Here is a 17,992-nt window from a genome sequence, read left to right on the forward strand (position 1 = left end):
CGCGTATTCCGTGTTGCCAAGCAAGCGGTAATCAAGGCAGGCCAATACGCCTACCGTGACCGTCGTCAGAAAAAACGTCAGTTCCGCGCTCTGTGGATCGCTCGTATCAACGCTGGTGCTCGTATCAACGGTCTGTCCTACAGCCGTTTCATCGCCGGCCTGAAAAAAGCGTCTATCGAGATCGACCGTAAGGTTCTGTCTGATCTGGCAGTGAACGAAAAAGCGGCGTTTGCTGCGATTGTCGAGAAAGCTAAAGCCACCTTGGCTTAAGTACCCCCGACAGTTACCTGGGCCCGCCGACGTGGGGCCAGGTGCTAAACGTCTTAAATAGGGGAAGAGCCTTCAAGCTCTTCCCCTATTTTGTATCTGGAGTCTGTACATGGAAAACCTGGATGCGCTCGTCTCTCAAGCACTAGAGGCTGTAAAAAGCGCTGAAGATATCAATGCCCTGGAGCAAATCCGGGTTCAATACCTTGGCAAAAAGGGCGAGTTGACTCAGGTGATGAAGACCCTGGGGAATTTGCCCGCTGAAGAGCGTCCGCAAGTCGGTGCCTTGATCAACGTTGCCAAGGAACGTGTTACAGAGGTTCTCAATACGCGCAAGGCGTTGTTTGAAGAGGCTGATCTGGCCGCCAAACTGTCTGCCGAGTCTATTGACGTAACCCTGCCTGGTCGCGGTCAGACCTCGGGTGGCCTGCACCCGGTTACGCGCACTCTGGAGCGTGTTGAACAGTTCTTCACCCATATCGGCTATGGCATTGCCGAAGGCCCTGAGGTCGAAGACGATTACCATAACTTCGAAGCGCTGAACATCCCAGGCCACCACCCGGCCCGGTCGATGCACGACACTTTCTATTTCAATGCGAACATGCTGTTGCGCACCCATACCTCACCGGTACAGGTCCGCACCATGGAATCGCAACAGCCGCCGATCCGCATCGTCTGCCCAGGCCGCGTGTATCGCAGCGACTCAGATATCACCCATTCCCCGATGTTTCACCAAGTTGAAGGTTTGCTGGTCGATCGCGACATCAACTTTGCGGATTTGAAGGGGACAATCGAAGAATTCTTGCGCGTCTTTTTCGAGAAGGAACTGGCTGTACGTTTCCGCCCTTCTTACTTCCCGTTTACCGAGCCGTCCGCTGAAGTCGACATGGAATGTGTGATGTGTAGCGGTAAAGGTTGCCGTGTCTGCAAACAGACTGGCTGGCTCGAAGTGATGGGCTGCGGCATGGTTCACCCGAATGTGCTGCGTATGTCCGGTATCGACCCGGAAGAGTTCTCAGGCTTTGCTTTTGGCATGGGTGTTGAACGTCTGGCCATGCTCCGTTACGGCGTGAACGACTTGCGTCTGTTCTTCGATAACGACTTGCGGTTCCTCGCGCAATTTCGCTAGTCGTAACGAATTCTTAGGAGAGCAGGATGAAATTCAGTGAACAATGGCTGCGTGGTTGGGTAAACCCGCAGGTCGCTCGTGATGAGCTGGTGGCCCGTCTGTCGATGGCTGGCCTTGAAGTGGATAGCGTCACCCCGGTAGCGGGTACGTTCAGCGGTGTGGTTGTCGGTGAGGTGCTGAGCACTGAGCAACATCCCGATGCCGATAAGCTGCGTGTCTGTCAGGTCAGCAATGGTTCTGAGGTGTTTCAGGTTGTTTGTGGAGCGCCTAATGTGCGCCCGGGCCTGAAAGTGCCATTCGCCATGATCGGTGCCGAGCTGCCTGGTGATTTCAAAATCAAGAAGGCCAAGCTGCGGGGTGTCGAATCCAATGGCATGCTCTGCTCGCAAGCGGAACTGCAAGTGGGCGAAGGCAATGATGGCTTGATGGAGTTGCCGGCGGATGCGCCGGTAGGCCAGGACATTCGTGCCTATTTGAACCTTGAAGACGCCAGTATTGAGGTTGATCTCACACCGAATCGCGGCGATTGCTTGTCCCTGGCAGGCCTGGCGCGTGAAGTCGGCGCTTTGTACGCCACTTCTGTCGTGCGCCCGGTGGTTGCTGTTGTGACACCTGTACATGATGACGTGCGCCCTGTTGAGGTCTTGGCACCCGCTGCATGCCCGCGTTACTTGGGGCGGGTTATCCGTCATGTCGACCTGTCCAAGCCAACACCGCTCTGGATGGTTGAGCGCCTGCGTCGCGCAGATGTGCGCAGCATTGATGCGGCTGTCGATATCACCAACTACGTGATGCTTGAACTGGGCCAGCCGTTGCATGCTTTTGACCTTGCCGAGATCAATGGCGGTATTCGCGTTCGCATGGCTGAAGAAGGCGAGAAATTGGTATTGCTTGACGGTCAGGAAGTGTCCCTGCGCAGCGATACACTCGTCATTGCCGACCACACTCGAGCATTGGCGATTGCGGGTGTCATGGGCGGCGAGCACAGCGGCGTCTCAGCCAGTACTCGCGATATTTTCCTGGAAAGCGCTTTCTTCGATCAAATTGCTGTTGCGGGCAAGGCGCGTTCTTATGGTCTGCACACCGATGCCTCGCACCGCTATGAGCGTGGTGTCGACTGGAAACTGGCCCGGGAGGCCATGGAACGAGCGACTGGCTTGTTGCTGGAGATTACGGGCGGTGAAGCTGGACCAATCATCGAAACCGTTAACGAGCAGTATTTGCCTTCTATTGCCCCGATAAGCCTGCGTGCTGCACGTATCACTCAGATGCTTGGCATGGAGATGGAGTCGGCTGAAATTGAACGCCTGCTAAGCGCGTTGGGGTTGACCATCACTGCTGAAGGTGTTGGTCAATGGCGTGTAGAGGTGCCTAGCCATCGTTTCGATATCAGCCTTGAAGTTGATTTGATCGAAGAACTGGCGCGTCTTTATGGTTACAACCGCCTTCCGGTTCGCTATCCGCAGGCACGCCTGGCACCGAAGGCAAAGGCTGAAGCACGCAGCGACCTGCCTGAACTGCGCCGTTTGCTGGTAGCTCGTGGTTATCAGGAAGCGATTACCTATAGCTTTATCGACCCAAAGCAATTCGAATTGTTCAGCCCGGGTGTAGAGCCACTGCTGTTGGCAAACCCAATCTCAAATGACATGGCGGCCATGCGCGCGTCGTTGTGGCCAGGTTTGATCAAATCCTTGCAGCACAACCTGAATCGACAACAGGATCGCGTTCGACTGTTTGAAAGTGGCCTACGTTTTGTAGGTCAACTGGAAAGCCTTAAGCAAGAACCTATGTTGGCAGGTGTTGTGTGTGGCACGCGTCTTCCTGAGGGCTGGGCCCAAGGGCGTGAAGTCGTAGACTTCTTCGACGTAAAGGCTGATGTTGAAGCAGTGCTGGGTTTTGCAGGCGCTTTGGATGCGTTCACTTTTGCCCCGGGTCAACACCCTGCGTTGCACCCAGGCCAAACTGCGCGTATTGAACGTGACGGGCGCGAAGTCGGGTACGTTGGCGCAATCCATCCTGAACTGTCTAAGCATCTTGGCCTGGATCGCCCGGTATTCGTGTTCGAGTTGGTGCTGGCTGAAGTGGCATTGGGCAAAATGCCTCAATTTCATGAGCTGTCGCGCTTTCCAGAAGTGCGTCGCGACCTTGCCTTGCTTGCGGATCGCGATGTGGCGGCCAGTGATGTACTGGAAGTCATTCGTGAAAATGCTGGTGAGTGGCTCACAGACTTGAGGCTATTTGACGTATACCAGGGTAAAGGCATTGATCCGCATAGAAAAAGCCTTGCCGTTGGCTTGACCTGGCAGCATCCATCGCGCACTCTTAATGACGATGAGGTGAATACCACGACGCAAAACATCCTCACCTCGCTCGAAAAAAGGTTGAACGCCACGTTAAGGAAGTGACGTATGGGGGCTCTGACGAAAGCTGAAATGGCGGAACGTCTTTATGAAGAGTTGGGCCTGAACAAACGCGAAGCCAAAGAATTGGTTGAGCTGTTTTTTGAAGAAATCAGGCACGCTCTAGAAGACAACGAACAAGTCAAATTGTCCGGTTTTGGCAATTTTGACCTGCGTGACAAGCGACAGCGGCCTGGCCGCAATCCGAAAACGGGAGAAGAAATCCCGATCACGGCCCGCCGTGTGGTCACCTTTCGTCCAGGGCAGAAGTTGAAGGCCCGAGTAGAGGCTTATGCTGGAACCAAGTCATAACGACGAGCTCCCACCGATCCCAGGCAAACGCTACTTCGCCATTGGCGAAGTTAGCGACCTGTGTGCCGTGAAGCCACACGTGCTGCGCTATTGGGAGCAAGAGTTTCCTCAACTCAATCCTGTCAAACGCACCGGAAACCGCCGGTATTATCAGCGACAAGACGTGCTGATGATCCGGCAGATCCGAGCGTTGCTTTACGACCAGGGGTTTACCATCAGCGGTGCGCGCCAGCGTATGTCCGGTAACGAAGCCAAAGACGACACCACCCAATACAAGCAACTGATTCGCCAGATGATCTGCGAACTCGAAGATGTGCTGGTGGTATTGAAGAAATGAACCAGATTCTTAAAAATACTTCCACATTTCAAAAGCTTGCGGTATATTCCTAATCGCTTCGTTGCGAAGCAAACCCAGTAACACGCCTAGTCGGGGCGTAGCGCAGTCCGGTAGCGCACTAGCATGGGGTGCTAGGGGTCGAGTGTTCGAATCACTCCGTCCCGACCATATTTTTCAATGACTTAGCCCAACCTAATACGTTGGGCTTTTTCATGTCTGGAGAAATTACTCCCACATTTACTCCCACGGATATCTTGGATCTTGGCGGCGCTGCCATCTGAGAGGCGTATTTTTCTTCGAGTCGTAAGAGCGCGGCCAACACACTTACTGATCGGGGCTAAAGGGGGAGGCGCGGCAGTATCGTTGGTGCAGGGGGTTTCCTGCCGCCATGGTCTTGGGCGTCGTGCATACGGGGCGCCAATGGCCTTGGCTCGTGGAGTAATCCCCGTTGTCCCGGCCGCTGCGATCTCAGCTAACGGCGGTGAGCTGACCCTTGCACACCGGCGCCAAACTCAGCTTGTGGGTGACGTAGGTCATCATGCGGGTTGCATCGCGGGCATGCGGTTAGGATCATCAGTGTAGTGGTCCAGTTTTTTTGGACCATTTTGTAGGAGTATTAGGCCGCCAGCTTTTCAAAAGCGGCTGGTGGCAGGTTTTTCGAGGCAGAGTGACAGCGTCGATGGTTGTAATGGGCAATGAAGTCCATTACGTCCCGCTCTGCTTCGAAGTGAGTCTGGTAGCCGTTTTCCGGTGACCAGTCATGCTTCTGTGATTTGAAGTAACGTTCTACGACAGCATTGTCCCAACAGTTTCCGCGCCGACTCATACTCTGCACAATCTGCTTTTCAGCCAGATAGCTCACAAAGCGCTCGGCAGTGTATTGGCAGCCCTGGTCGGAGTGAAAAATCAACTCCGATGAAGGGCGGCGTATACCGACCGCCAGCTGCAATGCCTTGAGTGAAAGCTCTGTGTCAGCCGTTCTTGAAAACGCCCAACCAACGATTCTGCGTGAGAAAAGATCCATCACAACCGCCAGATATAACCAACTTCCGCCGACACGTATGTAAGTGATGTCGCCAGCCCAAAAGGTATTGGGTGCTACAGGATTAAAACGCCGAGCAAGTACATTGGGTGCCATATTAGCGGGCTTGGTGGCCCGACGATAATGCGCATATCGTGCGCGGCGTCGCTTCAGTCCAAGACGCTTCATCAGGCTGCTCATACGGTGACGCCCTACCAAAAAACCCTCTACTTTTAATGCCTTGCTAAAACACGGCTACCCAGCGCACCACGATGTTCCTTATGCAACTGGCGAATCTGCCTCTCCAGTTGACGCTCAATACCGCGCCCCGGTTTGGGCTGGGGTTTGGCGTAGTAACTGCTGCGAGGCAGGCCCAAAAGCCGGCACAGATGCCGCACGGACAGCTTGCCCTGGATGCCCTCGATCATTTTATTCGGCCGAACAGAACCTTTAGATGAGAGGGCAACTGCTTTTTTAGGACTTCATTCTCTGCTTCCAGAAGCGCCAGTCTGGCCTGAAGCGAATCGATAACTTCTTGGTCCTGCGGACGAGTCGTTTGCGAGGCTCCTTCGTACTGCTTGCGCCATCGCGCCACCCATCGGCGCAGGGCGGTGGGCCCCACACCCGTCTGTGTGCATGCCTTTGGCACGGTGTAATTCATTTCTACGACCAAGCGAATGGCTTCGGCTTTTTCTTCCGCAGTTACGACCCGAAATCCCATGATGAATCCTTAGGTTGATACTCCTACATCATGGTCCAAAAACATTGAGCCACAACACAGTGCGGTTGTACTGCGATTCGCAGTTCTAGTAGGTGGTGGTGTAGGTCGCGCCCGCAGTTGGGACTGTCGCAGAACAGGCCGGGAATGGCCTGCTCGTTGTCGTAGCGACGCTGTAATCCATCAACCGTATGTAGCATGCCGTGCGCATCCACCGCCGACAGCATTTTGATGCCTTTGCTCATGCGCGAAACTCCTTGCAGCATGCTGACACCGCGACGTCCGGTTGCTGAATTTGCATCGAGATCGAAAAATTAACGTCCAGATCTCAAAAGTGCAACTGCGCTCCCTCAAAGCGGCTTGATCAGCTCAGTCCCTTGGTTTCTTACATTGCCTACCGCTGTGCTCACCGGATACCACTCAAATTCCTTCGTCGGTTGGCAGCATTCCAGAGCCAACTCTTCAGCTCTTCGTGCATCCAGATCGCTCTCCACCCATTCCCGGGCAAGTTCAGGGGCAAGCACCAACGGGCGGCGATCGTGAATATCCACCATCCCCTGATCGCTGGCAGCGGTGATAATCACGAAGCCGTCATCTTCATTTGGCTCCAGCCCAGGATGAACCTTGGCCAGCGCGGCAAAGAACATGGGGGCCTGGCTTTTAAGTCGAATGAAATAGGGCTGTTTCTTCTTGGGATCGTCCGCATCTTTAACCCACTCATACCATCCATCCGCCATCACCAGAGCCCGTCCGTTGGGCCACAGTTGCTTGAAAAACTTGCCCGTGGTGACAGTTTCTACCCGGGCGTTGATGGGATCATGGCGCTTGCCCTTGGCCCAAAAGGGCGCCCAGCCCCAGCGCACCAGATCTATTCGTAATCCGTCTGGCACCCCGTGCAGGATGTTCACGCGAGTGCTGGGTGCGATGTTGTAGCGGCCAATGGGCTGGTTGTCATACCCGCTGACAAGCTTACGGTCTGATGCCAACACTTCCAGGTAATCATCGATGCCCTGGGACTGCACAAACCTTCCACACATGGTGATCACCTCTGACAAAGACAGTGCTGCTCTGAGCGTAGCTTCATCGTGCCGGGCGCTCCTCCTGTCAGAAACATCTGTCGGAAATATTGACCGGATGCGTCCTACAACGTTAACTGTATATATATACAGTTTATTAAAGGCGTGCGTCATGAGCTTCACACTCTTGGGTCCTCTTGCTGAAGGCGGGGTTCGTTTACCGCTGTGCTCGTTCAAGATTCCAGCCGGGTTTCCGTCACCGGCTGCGGACCATATCGAGAAAGTCATCTCGCTGGACCAAGTGCTCAACGTACGTGCGCCCCACGTTTACCTCGCGACTATCGATGGCGACAGCATGCAGGGCATCGGCATTTTTTCAGGGGATCTGGCGGCCATCGATCGCTCGATCGAACCCGTTCATGGGCATATCGTGGTGGCACTGTTGAACAATGACCCGATCTGCAAACGTCTGTGTATCCGTGGGAAGGATGTCATCCTCAAGTCTGAAAACAGCAAATACCCGGACCGGCATGTCATAGAGGGGGACGATCTGTCGATCTGGGGGGTGATTACTCACAGCGTGCGCAGCCATGGTCACTAAGCCCAAACCGGTTTTCGCCCTGATTGACTGCAACAGCTTCTATGCCAGCTGCGAGCGAGTATTCCGACCTGACCTGGCCAAAGTCCCTATCGTGGTGCTGAGCAACAATGACGGCTGCGTCATCGCCCGCAGTTACGACGCCAAGCCCTTTGTGAAAATGGGCGAGCCCTATTTCCAGATCAAACAACGCCTCCAGCAGCAGGGCATCGTCGCGTTCTCATTGAACTATGCGCTGTATGGCGACATGAGCGAGCGCGTCATGAGCCTGATCGAGTCCATGGTGCCGGCAGTAGAGGTGTACAGCATCGATGAATCCTTTGCCGACCTGACCGGCATTGTGGGTGCCAGCGCCATGGGCAGGGAGTTGCGCGCCAGAATCCTCAAATGTACCGGCATCCCCGTGGGCGTCGGCATTGGCCATACCAAAACCCTGGCTAAACTCGCCAACCACACTGCCAAACGCCTCCAGGCGCACACCGGTGGCGTGGTGAACTTGTGTGGTAACCATGAGCGCGACTGGGTGCTGCGCAATACGGCCGTGTCTGAAGTCTGGGGGGTAGGGCGTCGCATGACCGCTCACCTGGAAGGCATGGGCATCAAGACCGCGATGGACCTGGCCAAATCTGATCCGTGGTCCCTGCGTAAGAAATTCAGCGTGGTGATCGAGAAAACCGCTCGTGAATTGTCGGGTACGGCCTGCCTGGAACTGGACGAACCTGACCCGCCAAAGCAGGAGATCTGCTGCAGCCGGATGTTTGGCAAACGGCTGACCGAACTGGCACCGATCAAAGAGGCCGTGGCCACCTACATGATGCGTGCCTCGGAAAAGCTGCGCGCGCAAAAATCCTACTGCAAGAAAGTCAGAGTCAGCATCCGTACCGGCATGTTCAATCCGGACGAAGCGAAATACGCCAAAGGGGTGATCGTGACCCTGCCATACCCGACGGATGATGTGCGACTGCTGACCAGGGCGGCGGTGGATGCGCTGGAGCATGTTTTTCAGCCCGGGTTCAAGTACAGCAAGGCCGAAGTGTTGCTGCTGGATCTTCGTCAGCCGGGGGAGTTTTCTGATGACCTGTTTGCGGTCAATCAACCCGCAGAAGCGTCCAGGGTGATGGCGGTTCTGGATCAGATCAACGGGCGCTGGGGCAGGGGCACGCTGCGTGCTGCCAGTGTGCCGAGTAAACCCGATTGGGGCATGCGGCGAGAGATGATGAGTCAAAGCTATACGACGAGGTTGGATCAGTTGTGGCGGGTTTCGTGTTAGACAACGTGCATGGGCTGAAAACGGATAGCTACTGCAAATGGTGGATGGTAGCAATCGGCCGATTCTGTTGAAAAAGTGGATCTCCTGCTTGGCCTGCGGCAAAATCAGGTCATCGGCCAGCGGGAGGATTCGCAGCATGATGGGACAATTGACGAGCGGACAAGAGAGACTGTTTTACTCGTTCAACATTGAAGATCACATCCCGGCCAATCACCTCCTGCGCAGCATTGATCGATGCCTTGATCTCAGCGATCTGCGCCATTATCTCGCCGATTTTTATAGGCCAATCGGGCGCCCGTCGATTGATCCCGAACTGATGATTCGCCTGTTGGTGGTGGGCTACTGCTACGGCATTCGCTCCGAACGTCGGTTGTGCGAAGAGGCTCATTTGAACCTGGCGTATCGCTGGTTCTGCCGCTAAAGCCTCGAAGACGAAGCCCCCAATCACTCTACGTTTTCCAAGAATCGGCACGGTCGTTTTCGTGACAGCTCGCTGTTTCGCTGGCTGTTTAATGAGGTGCTGCGTCGTTGCGTGGACGCAGGTCTGGTCAAGGGCGAAGGGTTTGCTGTCGACGCCAGCATTATCAAAGCAGATGCCAGTCGGCAACGTGGCGTACCCGGCAACGAAGAGGTCAACTGGCGCGATCCGTCGCTGAGTACTCGCGCCGTGCGTGAGTACCTTGAAGCGCTGGATAAAGAAGCTTTGGCTGAAGCACTCCCCAAGCGCCTGTCACTGACTGATCCACTTTCTCGTTGGACCGCAGCGCCAGGAGGCCCGGCGTTTTTCGCTTACTCGACGAACTATCTGATTGATGTCGAGCATGCCGTGATAATGGATGTGGAGCTGACCCCAGCTCATCGAACCGCCGAGGTCGAGAGCACCAAGACCATGATCGAGCGGGTCGAAGAACAGTTCGACATCAAGCCGGATCGGCTCATCGGCGATACCGCTTACGGAGTCGCACCGATTTTGGCCTGGATGGTGGACGAAAAAGATATCGAGCCACATGTGCCGGTTTGGGACAAAACCGAGCGTAAGAACGAGAGCCTCTCGATCAGTGATTTTCAATGGAGTGAAGAAGCGCAGGAATATCGTTGCCCCACGGGGCATGCCCTGCGTAGCGAATGGCGGGCCTTCAAGAACCAGCGCTCACATGTCACGAAAGCCGACACCATCATCTTTCGATCCCGGCAAACAGACTGCTCTAAATGCTCGATGAAAGAGCGCTGCTGCCCAAACACCTCGTTCCGAAAAATCGCCCGTAGCGTCCATGAGGCAGCACGCAATGTTGCTCGGCGAATTGCCGCAACACCGCAATACGTGTGCTCTCGCCATGAGCGCAAAAAGGTCGAAATGTTGTTCGCTCATCTCAAACGAATCCTGAAACTGGATCGATTAAGGCTACGAGGAATGACCGGTGCAAACGACGAATTTACCTTGGCCTCCGCGGTACAGAATTTAAGAAGACTGGCGAAACTGACCTCACAAGGGCCGCCGGCCACGGGATAGGTACGCCCGGAATCAGCAAAAACCCTCAAATTAACCATTAACCAAGCTGCAACGATCAATGCAGAACCTGGAAACCACGCAACGTGGTGACCAGGTTCTGAAACGAGGGCCAACGTCGCCTTCTTACAGACTGAAATTCCGACTTTTTCAACAGAATCGGCCAGAAGCTGCCACTGAATGGTGTCTATCAAACAAGGGGCTATTCATTGGAATGGGGCGTTCGTAGCGGACGAACTCAGTTTTTCGCCGAAATTTAACCACAGAAGCAACTTGATTCTGATGAAGCACTTTATGAATTATTGCGATAGCTAACGAGATTAAATACAGCCGTTTCAGTTCACTTTGAATGCGTCTAGCCCCAAGATTTCGGTTGGTACGCAGCTCTAAAATCAGTTTTGTTTCAAAAGCACCTACTTTTGTCGCGGGAGAATGTTTGGGACGACGACTATGGCTCTCCAGCCCTTCTACTCCCTGCTGTTGATACCTACGCCACCACTTGCGAAGCGTAGGGTGAGAAATACCGCAACGGCGGTACACCAAGCCGGCGTCTCCAGACGTTTGATAAAGATTAATCCACTGTAACCGCTGCTGAATTTCTCTGTTCATTACTGGTGATTATATTGAAACGATGTCTATGAATCACACACCTGTATTGACTTGGACAGACTCTAGCTTGGCTGTCGAGTTGATCCTCGGAGATTGCCGTTCGAAATCAAGTTTTACCTCAGCCCATCACTCGTTACGTCAGTGTATGGCGCGATGTCCACTTGCCGATGCTTCGCTGGCAAGGCGCGCTGCCACCGTTTTTGAAAAACGCGCCCTTTGTTGGCTCCAGCCAACTCGCGCTTGAGTCGGGGCAGTCCATCACCCTGCCAAATGGCGTATTGACATCAATGCGCCGACTTTGGCCTACTCCCGGACATCTATTGATGCCCATAACCTGATGTGAGAGCGGCGGCTTTCCGCTGGCCACACTTGTGTGTTGGATCTCAAATGCTAGAAAAGGAGTTCGCTGCATGTTCCTGAATGACCAGGAAACAGCCACTGACCTGCTGTATTACGCCCCTATTGCCAAAACGGTGGAGCGCTTGCTGCGCGAATCACGGGGCGCCCCGCTCACCATTGGCGTTCACGGTGATTGGGGAGCAGGTAAGTCCAGCGTTTTGAAAATGACCCAGCAACTCCTCAATGCTGATGAACGCGTCTGCTGTATCTGGTTCAACGGGTGGACATTCGAAGGTTTCGAGGATGCAAAGACTGTCGTCATCCAGACGATTGTCGATGAACTGCGCCGCGCTCGCCCTAACTCCACAAAGGTCGCTGATGCTGCGAAAAAAGTGTTGCGGCGCGTTGATTGGTTCAAGCTAGCCAAGCAAGCAGGAGGGCTAGGGCTTACCGCATTGACCGGCATCCCAAGCATTGACAAGCTCAAAGGGGTCGTGGAGTCGATTTCCGCCTTCGTGCAGAACCCGGGTGACCATCTGAGCATTGAAAGCCTCACGGGCCTTGCTGAGAAGGCTGGGGGCTTCATAAAGGATGCTGAAACCGAGTCTGAGCAACTTCCCGAGCACATGCATCAGTTCCGGGCCGAGTTCGAAGAGCTTTTAACAGCCGCTGACATTGACCAGTTGGTGGTCATCGTGGATGACCTGGATCGATGCCTGCCCAAGACAGCCATTGCCACGCTTGAGGCCATCCGCCTCTTCCTCTTCGTCAATCGGACAGCATTCGTGGTCGGTGCTGATGAGGCCATGATCGAGTACGCGGTGCGCGAGCACTTCCCAGACCTACCTCAGGGCACCGGGCCAGTGACCTATGCACGTAACTACCTCGAAAAACTCATTCAGGTACCGTTCCGCATCCCGGCCCTGGGGCTGGCAGAAACCCGTAGTTACATCACGTTGCTCCAGCTCGAGAGCTTCGTCAAAACGAATGACGATCGATTCAAGACGCTCTTGAACACCGCCCAGCAGGACATGCTCCGGCCCTGGAAGAGCACAGGCCTCGACCGCAAGGCTGTAGCTGGTGCGTTCGGTAACCCGCTTCCCGAATTTGCCCAGGAAGCGTTGGATACCAGTGCCTTGCTGGCCCGGATCTTGAGTGAGGGTAGCCGCGGCAACCCCCGGCAGATCAAACGCTTCCTCAACTCCATGATGCTGCGCTACGCCATCGCCGAGGCTCGTGGATTTGTTGAGGATATCCGGCGTCCAATACTTGCGAAAATCATGCTGGCTGAGCGTTTCCACCCTGATTTTTACGAGCAACTTGCTCGAATCGCGAGCCTGGATGCGGACGGCGCGGTACCGGCCATCGCTGAACTGGAAAAGCGGGCCAAGAAGTCCAAGGGAGCCGCCTCAGAGCCGGAGGAGGGGAAAAGTTCTGGCAAGCTCAAGGCAGTGGCCAATTCTGGCGATGTGAACGATTGGGAGAAGAGCGATTGGATCAGCAACTGGGCGGCTATCGATCCCGCGCTAACCGGAGTTGATCTGCGCCCCTACATCTTCGTGACTCGCGATAAGCGCAGCTCCTTGATGGGGCAGGTCGTAGTGAGTCATCTCGAGGCGCTCGTCGACAAGCTAATGGGCCCACCATTACTGATCCGGCAAGCGTCCACGAAGAAAGAAATTGTGGGGTTGGCTGAGGTTGATGCCGAGAATGTTTTTGACGCACTCCGCGATCAGATAATCCAGGCGGACGATTTTTCGGATCAACCCAAAGGTGTCGCGGGGTTGATCGAGCTTGTCAAACAACGCCCCGTGTTGCAGAAACGCCTGGTCGAATTTATCCGGTCTCTGCCCACGCCAAAACTCGGGATGTGGGCTCCCGCCCCATGGCATGAGTGCCTCAAGGATACAAATGCTATACAGGGTCTCGATGCAATTCTGAGAGGTTGGAGTCAGCAGATCGAGAACGAGAATCTTCAGAATGCAGCTAAGCGCGTACTTACGCTTAGCGGGAAATCATAAGGATTGATATGGGTACCTCCAAAGGATATGGAGGCCCGAGCTCCGGCTTGGTGCCCTCTTGGATTGATGATGTAGCGCAGCCAGCCGCCCCGGCCGCTCAACCGAACGGGCCAAGCCAAGCAAATCCATCTCAGTCCGGTTCTACGCCATCTCAGCCTGGCTCAGCTCCGTCAGGACCGGTGAACAATGACGGCACTGGCTCACTTCGGGGAGCTCGCAGCAGCTTCACCCGGTTCGCCCGCACTGGAAGCCCCAGCGATTTGGGGAATGCCCTGTCTTCCTATGTGCGTAAAGGCGTAGGGGGATCATCGAGAGGCGCGCGCCGCATGGGGACATCTCGCGCTACTGCGGCAAAGCTGCTCAGCATCTTCGGAGATGTTCAGCGCAACGGGGCAGCAGAAACACTGCGGCGGTTGCAGCTCACCGTGGCGCCAGGGCAACCGGCTTCCCAGGTGCTGCTCACACTGCTTGAGTTTATCTGCCCGCCTGGCGGCGCGATTGACGAAGGTGTTGCTCGCCAGGCTGCACTGAATACGATCGCCGAACTGGACGAGGCAGGCAGCGGTAGCTTCGAGGACATGACTCAAGCTGATCGGCAGAACTTCTTCCTCGACTTCGTAGCGAATTCGATTGAGAGCATGATCATGGCGGACTTGGGTGGTAGGGGCATCACCATGCCAGATGATGTGGAAGCGGTTGAACGCATCCAGTCTCAGCTGAGTTCGTTCATTACGGGTTGTACGCGGGGTCAGCTCGCCAACCGGCTGGAGCAATGGCCGGCGCCCACAGACCAAGAGGTCAATCAGGTTACATCTGCGATCTATGAGGCGGCATTCGATCTTATCGCGAGTGCAGCGGAGGGGCTGGAATGAGGCACCACAGCATTATCTGCCGGCTCGGCGAAACGGATGACCAGGATCTAGCGGTGCTGGAGCCAGGTAGTGTCATCACCAATATCCAATTCATCGACGGACACGGACGGCTGCAGTTCGGTATCGGCCAAGCCATCGAGCAATTAGCTGACCTGGGACTTAGCCCAGGAGAGACTGCTGTCGACCTGGCACTGTTGGCGGCGACCCTTACTGCGGCGGACACGAGAATCTCACGAGACACCGAATCGGAGAATTCCTGGACGAGGGAGATCGACCTCTACGTCCCCGTTGCAGAACCCGCAGTATGGACAGCAACGTCCGACTTGCTGGCCTCGACCTTGAAATTCCTCACTGGTGATCGCTGGCGCCTGGTCTTCCGCCAGCGGCCCACAGATATCGATGAGCTATCTCCCGCTCCGGAGAGCTTGAGAACAGATGAGTCGGACAGCGTCTGCCTGTTCTCAGGGGGGATGGACAGCTTCATTGGGGCGATCGATCTATTCAGTGGCGGCGGCAAACCATTGCTTGTGAGCCATTACTGGGACACCAACAGCACCAGTACCTATCAGAACGACTGCCGGGCAGCGCTGCAGGAGAGGTTTTCCGATACGTCGATCAACCACGTCCAGGCCCGTGTGGGGTTCCCGCACGATCTCGTGGAGGGTGGAGGTAGTGAAGATACGCTTCGAGCGCGCTCATTCCTGTTCTTCACGCTGGCGGCCATGGCCGCGGAAGCGATCGGCGACTCGATCACCATCCATGTGCCTGAAAATGGCCTGATCTCTCTGAATGTTCCCTTGGATCCGCGCCGCCTGGGTGCATGTAGCACGCGCACGACTCATCCATACTACATGGCGCGGGTGAATGAGCTCTTCGGGCGTTTGGGCCTAAGCACGAGGCTATTCAACATGTTCAGCCATCTCACCAAGGGCCAAATGGCAGAGCAGTGCTCTGACCCTGAGTTCCTAGCGGATCATGTGCATCTCACAATGTCGTGCTCCTCGCCAGGAAAGGCAAGGTACCATCCTGACCCCTCGAATCGATCACCCAAGCACTGCGGGTTCTGCGTCCCCTGCATTATCAGGCGGGCAGCAATTCATCGTGGGTGCGGGCCGGATCAAACCCGATATGTCATCCCGGATCTACATGCGCAAGCGCTGGACACGAACAAATCTGATGGCGAACATGTGCGCTCTTTCCAGCTGGCCATCGCGCGCCTCAAACGTGCTCCACACCGCGCCAAGTTCGCAATTCATGAGCCCGGACCTTTGATCGACCATCCTGACAGCTTGGATGACTTCGAACAGGTTTATCGAGATGGACTGCTGGAAGTCGACGATTACCTCGAGGGTGTGACAGCCATACCACTATGAAACCGCAGAAGAGCTCGATTCCAAAGTGGGTGGATTTCCACTGCCACCTTGACCTCTATCCCGATCACGAGCGTCTCATCGTGGAGTGCGATCAGGCAGGGGTCGCTACCTTGGCCGTGACCACTACACCGAAAGCATGGCGGCGCAATCGTGAGCTTGCTGCATCGTCTCGGCATGTCCGGGTGGCATTGGGGCTACATCCCCAACTGGTGGCCGAGCGTGAATCGGAGCTGCCGCTATTGGAGCGCCTGCTTGAGGAGACTCGATACGTTGGAGAGATAGGGCTTGATGCCGGGCCCCAATTCTATCGGAGCTTTGAGGCGCAGGAACGGGTCTTCAAGAGGGTGCTCGAGGCTTGCTCGGAGCAGGGCGGGAAGATTCTCACCGTCCACAGCGTACGGAGTGTTGGAAAGGTGCTATCCCATATCGAGCGCCTGCTTCCGACTGACCGGGGGACGGTGGTGCTCCACTGGTTTACCGGCTCCCCCAGTGAAGCTAGGAGGGCTGTGGAACTTGGATGCTATTTTTCGATCAACTCGCAGATGCTGACCTCTGCCAAGCACCGCAACCTCGTCGCCTTGCTACCGTCTGACCGGCTTCTCACCGAGACCGATGGCCCGTTCGTGCAAAGCGAGGGACGACCAACCAGGCCTGCTACCGATATCCCAAAAACGGTACAGGCGCTGGCGCTGCTTCGAGAGCAATCGCCAGAGCAAGCTGCAGCCCAAATCATTAGTAATCTGCGAGATCTAGTACGCACCTAGTATCAGGTTTGAATGCCTTGCCAGGCAGCGTCCAGGTCTACGAGCTCGTTTTACTACGACCCGGTCTTCACTCCGAGGAGTTGCGCTTCGACGCGCGAAACTCGCCGCCTGAAAACTGAGAATCTAATCAGCAGTGTTCTCCTGCCCAGACCCTCCAGAGGATTTGTCGCTGTACTGAAGCAGGATGCTGAGTTTTTCTCCACGCACCCGGTCAGGTGAGTTGAAGTGCTTCTCCTGGTAGTCGGATGGACCGAATACTCGGAAATGTTCATCAGGCAGGAACACGGGAGCGTAGACGAAATCCTTACGATGGCCACACTCGTCAGGCAGGGGAATCACAAACTGGTACTGGAAATTCCCGTACTGAAATATGAACTGATACCTATATGTCGATTCTTGAAACGCCTCTCTCACCTTGGCAACGATGCAGGTGATTTTGTTAGGATTGACGCCTCCGCTTATCCCCCACTCGATAACCGGCACGGAGCCACTCAAGCCAGGCTTATGGTTTTTACTTAGAAGCCATGGTTTCAGGTAATCGAATTGGCGGTGATCATCGTCTGGCATCATGGCCAATGCCATTTTGATGAGCATCTTGTGAATGGCGGTCGGGTAGTAGGGTTGGCGCACAACCTGGAAACGGAGTTGATTCTTGCCCTTGACCTCCAATGCATCGACTCCACCTTTATCACCGACACAGATGACTAGGTTAGATTGGTCGACAGCCGAGACCTCTAAGTCTGGGGCTTTGTACTTGGGGATGCCATTGCGCCCCCGGATTCGCTGAAATGGACGGTGAGGGTGGGTGTAGGCTGCGAAGCTGTTTTCAAGATGATCCCCGAAGTGGTGATTGCACTGATCACACTCCAGCTCATCGATAATCGTCTTGTTCCCCAGAAAAATGGGTATGGCATGCGACTCTTCGCGGAAGGTCGTGGATCTCTCGTCTTTCCCACAATACCGACACACCTTCGGTTGCTTGTGCCCCAGCCTGCGTTTCAGCTGAGTGGGAGAGAACACGTTGAACACATGGAGAACGTAGCGCTCAGTCAGCGCTCTGCCTCGCTTTTCGTTGAACTCAATGAATTTTTCGATCACGCCGCGTGGCTCCACTAAAAATTGAGCAGCACCCTGGTGAGGGTCGTTCTTTGGAGGTTCGGCCGCACCTGAGCCGCACCATTTGAGGATGTTAAATGATACCGATCTGCCGGCATCACGCGTAGAGCGGCGCTAATGTGCCCCAGAGATTCTGTGGATTGGCAGGCTTGCGTGCGCTTTTGTCCGCTTCAACCGGAAGCTAAAGCCCCATCTACAGGTAGGCCCTGATAGTCAACCGGTGTAACGTATTGCCACTATTCAGCTAGGCGTCGTTCATCGAGACCTAGCGCCATCTAGGCGCGGCCTCTGCTCGCCACGGGATGACTCCAGATAGAAGGGATT

At 55.2% G+C, this 17,992-nt stretch carries 15 protein-coding genes, 1 tRNA gene and 3 pseudogenes; 13 read left to right on the forward strand and 6 right to left on the reverse strand.

The window, feature by feature from the left end; all coding sequences use genetic code 11:
- The 6 genes from rplT to Q1W15_RS09110 form a co-directional block, all read left to right on the forward strand.
- Positions 1-270: 50S ribosomal protein L20 (gene rplT, locus Q1W15_RS09085; RefSeq protein WP_300726650.1), on the forward strand; the 270-nt coding region annotated here is incomplete at its 5' end.
- A 109-nt stretch (positions 271-379) separates the two neighbouring features.
- On the forward strand, positions 380-1,396 hold the full coding sequence (gene pheS / locus Q1W15_RS09090; RefSeq protein WP_300726653.1) for a phenylalanine--tRNA ligase subunit alpha: 1,017 nt from the start codon (positions 380-382) through the stop codon (positions 1,394-1,396).
- Positions 1,397-1,422: 26 nt separating this feature from the next.
- Positions 1,423-3,801 carry a phenylalanine--tRNA ligase subunit beta gene (gene pheT, locus Q1W15_RS09095; RefSeq protein ID WP_300726656.1) on the forward strand — a complete coding sequence of 793 codons (2,379 nt, stop codon included), beginning with the start codon at positions 1,423-1,425 and terminating at the stop codon, positions 3,799-3,801.
- Positions 3,802-3,804: 3 nt separating this feature from the next.
- Positions 3,805-4,107: an integration host factor subunit alpha gene (gene ihfA / locus Q1W15_RS09100; protein WP_002553164.1), complete on the forward strand. Its 303-nt coding sequence runs from the start codon at positions 3,805-3,807 to the stop codon at positions 4,105-4,107.
- Complete coding sequence (locus Q1W15_RS09105) at positions 4,088-4,444, forward strand: MerR family transcriptional regulator (protein WP_300726659.1); 357 nt, start codon at positions 4,088-4,090, stop codon at positions 4,442-4,444. Before ihfA ends, Q1W15_RS09105 begins: the two co-directional genes overlap by 20 nt.
- 91 nt (positions 4,445-4,535) lie before the next feature.
- Positions 4,536-4,612: transfer RNA gene (locus Q1W15_RS09110), tRNA-Pro, on the forward strand.
- Positions 4,613-5,060: 448 nt separating this feature from the next.
- Here Q1W15_RS09110 and Q1W15_RS09115 read toward each other — a convergent pair.
- The 4 genes and pseudogenes from Q1W15_RS09115 to Q1W15_RS09130 form a co-directional block, all read right to left on the reverse strand.
- A pseudogene (locus Q1W15_RS09115) lies at positions 5,061-5,696 on the reverse strand (IS3 family transposase); the annotation flags it as partial.
- Between the two features lie 193 nt (positions 5,697-5,889).
- Positions 5,890-6,186, reverse strand: a complete 297-nt coding sequence (locus Q1W15_RS09120; protein ID WP_300726662.1) for a transposase — start codon at positions 6,184-6,186, stop codon at positions 5,890-5,892.
- Positions 6,187-6,209: 23 nt separating this feature from the next.
- Positions 6,210-6,428 carry a hypothetical protein gene (locus Q1W15_RS09125; RefSeq protein ID WP_300726665.1) on the reverse strand — a complete coding sequence of 73 codons (219 nt, stop codon included), beginning with the start codon at positions 6,426-6,428 and terminating at the stop codon, positions 6,210-6,212.
- A 105-nt stretch (positions 6,429-6,533) separates the two neighbouring features.
- The gene (locus Q1W15_RS09130) at positions 6,534-7,220 is read right to left on the reverse strand and encodes an SOS response-associated peptidase family protein (RefSeq protein WP_300726717.1); all 687 of its coding nucleotides are present in this window, start codon (positions 7,218-7,220) and stop codon (positions 6,534-6,536) included.
- Positions 7,221-7,371: 151 nt separating this feature from the next.
- On the opposite strand from Q1W15_RS09130, the gene Q1W15_RS09135 reads away from it, so the two are divergent.
- The 3 genes and pseudogenes from Q1W15_RS09135 to Q1W15_RS09145 all read left to right on the forward strand — a co-directional run bounded on the left by Q1W15_RS09135 (position 7,372) and on the right by Q1W15_RS09145 (position 10,577).
- Positions 7,372-7,800 carry a LexA family transcriptional regulator gene (locus tag Q1W15_RS09135; protein WP_300726668.1) on the forward strand — a complete coding sequence of 143 codons (429 nt, stop codon included), beginning with the start codon at positions 7,372-7,374 and terminating at the stop codon, positions 7,798-7,800.
- On the forward strand, positions 7,790-9,067 hold the full coding sequence (gene umuC, locus Q1W15_RS09140) for a translesion error-prone DNA polymerase V subunit UmuC (protein ID WP_300726671.1): 1,278 nt from the start codon (positions 7,790-7,792) through the stop codon (positions 9,065-9,067). The genes Q1W15_RS09135 and umuC overlap by 11 nt, the downstream gene beginning before the upstream one ends.
- A gap of 136 nt (positions 9,068-9,203) precedes the next feature.
- Positions 9,204-10,577, forward strand: a pseudogene (locus Q1W15_RS09145) (transposase).
- Positions 10,578-10,784: 207 nt separating this feature from the next.
- On the opposite strand, the pseudogene Q1W15_RS09150 reads toward Q1W15_RS09145, so the two are convergent.
- Positions 10,785-11,183: pseudogene (locus Q1W15_RS09150) on the reverse strand (helix-turn-helix domain-containing protein); the annotation flags it as partial.
- Positions 11,184-11,593: 410 nt separating this feature from the next.
- Between Q1W15_RS09150 and qatA the strand changes: the two are divergent.
- From qatA to qatD, 4 genes are read left to right on the forward strand one after another with little or no spacing between them, the layout of a single operon-like run.
- Positions 11,594-13,543, forward strand: coding sequence for a Qat anti-phage system ATPase QatA (qatA, locus tag Q1W15_RS09155; protein ID WP_300726674.1), 1,950 nt, complete (start codon positions 11,594-11,596; stop codon positions 13,541-13,543).
- 8 nt (positions 13,544-13,551) lie between these two features.
- Positions 13,552-14,415 (forward strand): Qat anti-phage system associated protein QatB, encoded by an 864-nt coding sequence (gene qatB / locus Q1W15_RS24545; protein ID WP_305516104.1) that lies wholly within the window; start codon positions 13,552-13,554, stop codon positions 14,413-14,415.
- On the forward strand, positions 14,412-15,788 hold the full coding sequence (gene qatC / locus Q1W15_RS09165) for a Qat anti-phage system QueC-like protein QatC (protein WP_300726685.1): 1,377 nt from the start codon (positions 14,412-14,414) through the stop codon (positions 15,786-15,788). Before qatB ends, qatC begins: the two co-directional genes overlap by 4 nt.
- Positions 15,785-16,552, forward strand: coding sequence for a Qat anti-phage system TatD family nuclease QatD (gene qatD, locus Q1W15_RS09170; RefSeq protein ID WP_300726688.1), 768 nt, complete (start codon positions 15,785-15,787; stop codon positions 16,550-16,552). Before qatC ends, qatD begins: the two co-directional genes overlap by 4 nt.
- Before the next feature lie 123 nt (positions 16,553-16,675).
- Here qatD and Q1W15_RS09175 read toward each other — a convergent pair whose 3' ends face one another.
- On the reverse strand, positions 16,676-17,650 hold the full coding sequence (locus Q1W15_RS09175; protein WP_300726691.1) for an HNH endonuclease: 975 nt from the start codon (positions 17,648-17,650) through the stop codon (positions 16,676-16,678).
- Positions 17,651-17,992 lie beyond the last annotated feature (342 nt).

Source organism: Pseudomonas sp. (assembly GCF_030150285.1).
In the GTDB taxonomy this organism is placed as follows: domain Bacteria; phylum Pseudomonadota; class Gammaproteobacteria; order Pseudomonadales; family Pseudomonadaceae; genus Aquipseudomonas.

Coding starts and splice junctions, on each gene's coding strand:
- pheS (WP_300726653.1), top strand. CDS start 380: ATGGAAAACCTGGATGCGCTCGTCTCTCAAGCACTAGAGGCTGTAAAA.
- pheT (WP_300726656.1), top strand. CDS start 1,423: ATGAAATTCAGTGAACAATGGCTGCGTGGTTGGGTAAACCCGCAGGTC.
- ihfA (WP_002553164.1), top strand. CDS start 3,805: ATGGGGGCTCTGACGAAAGCTGAAATGGCGGAACGTCTTTATGAAGAG.
- Q1W15_RS09105 (WP_300726659.1), top strand. CDS start 4,088: ATGCTGGAACCAAGTCATAACGACGAGCTCCCACCGATCCCAGGCAAA.
- Q1W15_RS09120 (WP_300726662.1), bottom strand. CDS start 6,186: ATGGGATTTCGGGTCGTAACTGCGGAAGAAAAAGCCGAAGCCATTCGC.
- Q1W15_RS09125 (WP_300726665.1), bottom strand. CDS start 6,428: ATGAGCAAAGGCATCAAAATGCTGTCGGCGGTGGATGCGCACGGCATG.
- Q1W15_RS09130 (WP_300726717.1), bottom strand. CDS start 7,220: ATGTGTGGAAGGTTTGTGCAGTCCCAGGGCATCGATGATTACCTGGAA.
- Q1W15_RS09135 (WP_300726668.1), top strand. CDS start 7,372: ATGAGCTTCACACTCTTGGGTCCTCTTGCTGAAGGCGGGGTTCGTTTA.
- umuC (WP_300726671.1), top strand. CDS start 7,790: ATGGTCACTAAGCCCAAACCGGTTTTCGCCCTGATTGACTGCAACAGC.
- qatA (WP_300726674.1), top strand. CDS start 11,594: ATGTTCCTGAATGACCAGGAAACAGCCACTGACCTGCTGTATTACGCC.
- qatB (WP_305516104.1), top strand. CDS start 13,552: ATGGGTACCTCCAAAGGATATGGAGGCCCGAGCTCCGGCTTGGTGCCC.
- qatC (WP_300726685.1), top strand. CDS start 14,412: ATGAGGCACCACAGCATTATCTGCCGGCTCGGCGAAACGGATGACCAG.
- qatD (WP_300726688.1), top strand. CDS start 15,785: ATGAAACCGCAGAAGAGCTCGATTCCAAAGTGGGTGGATTTCCACTGC.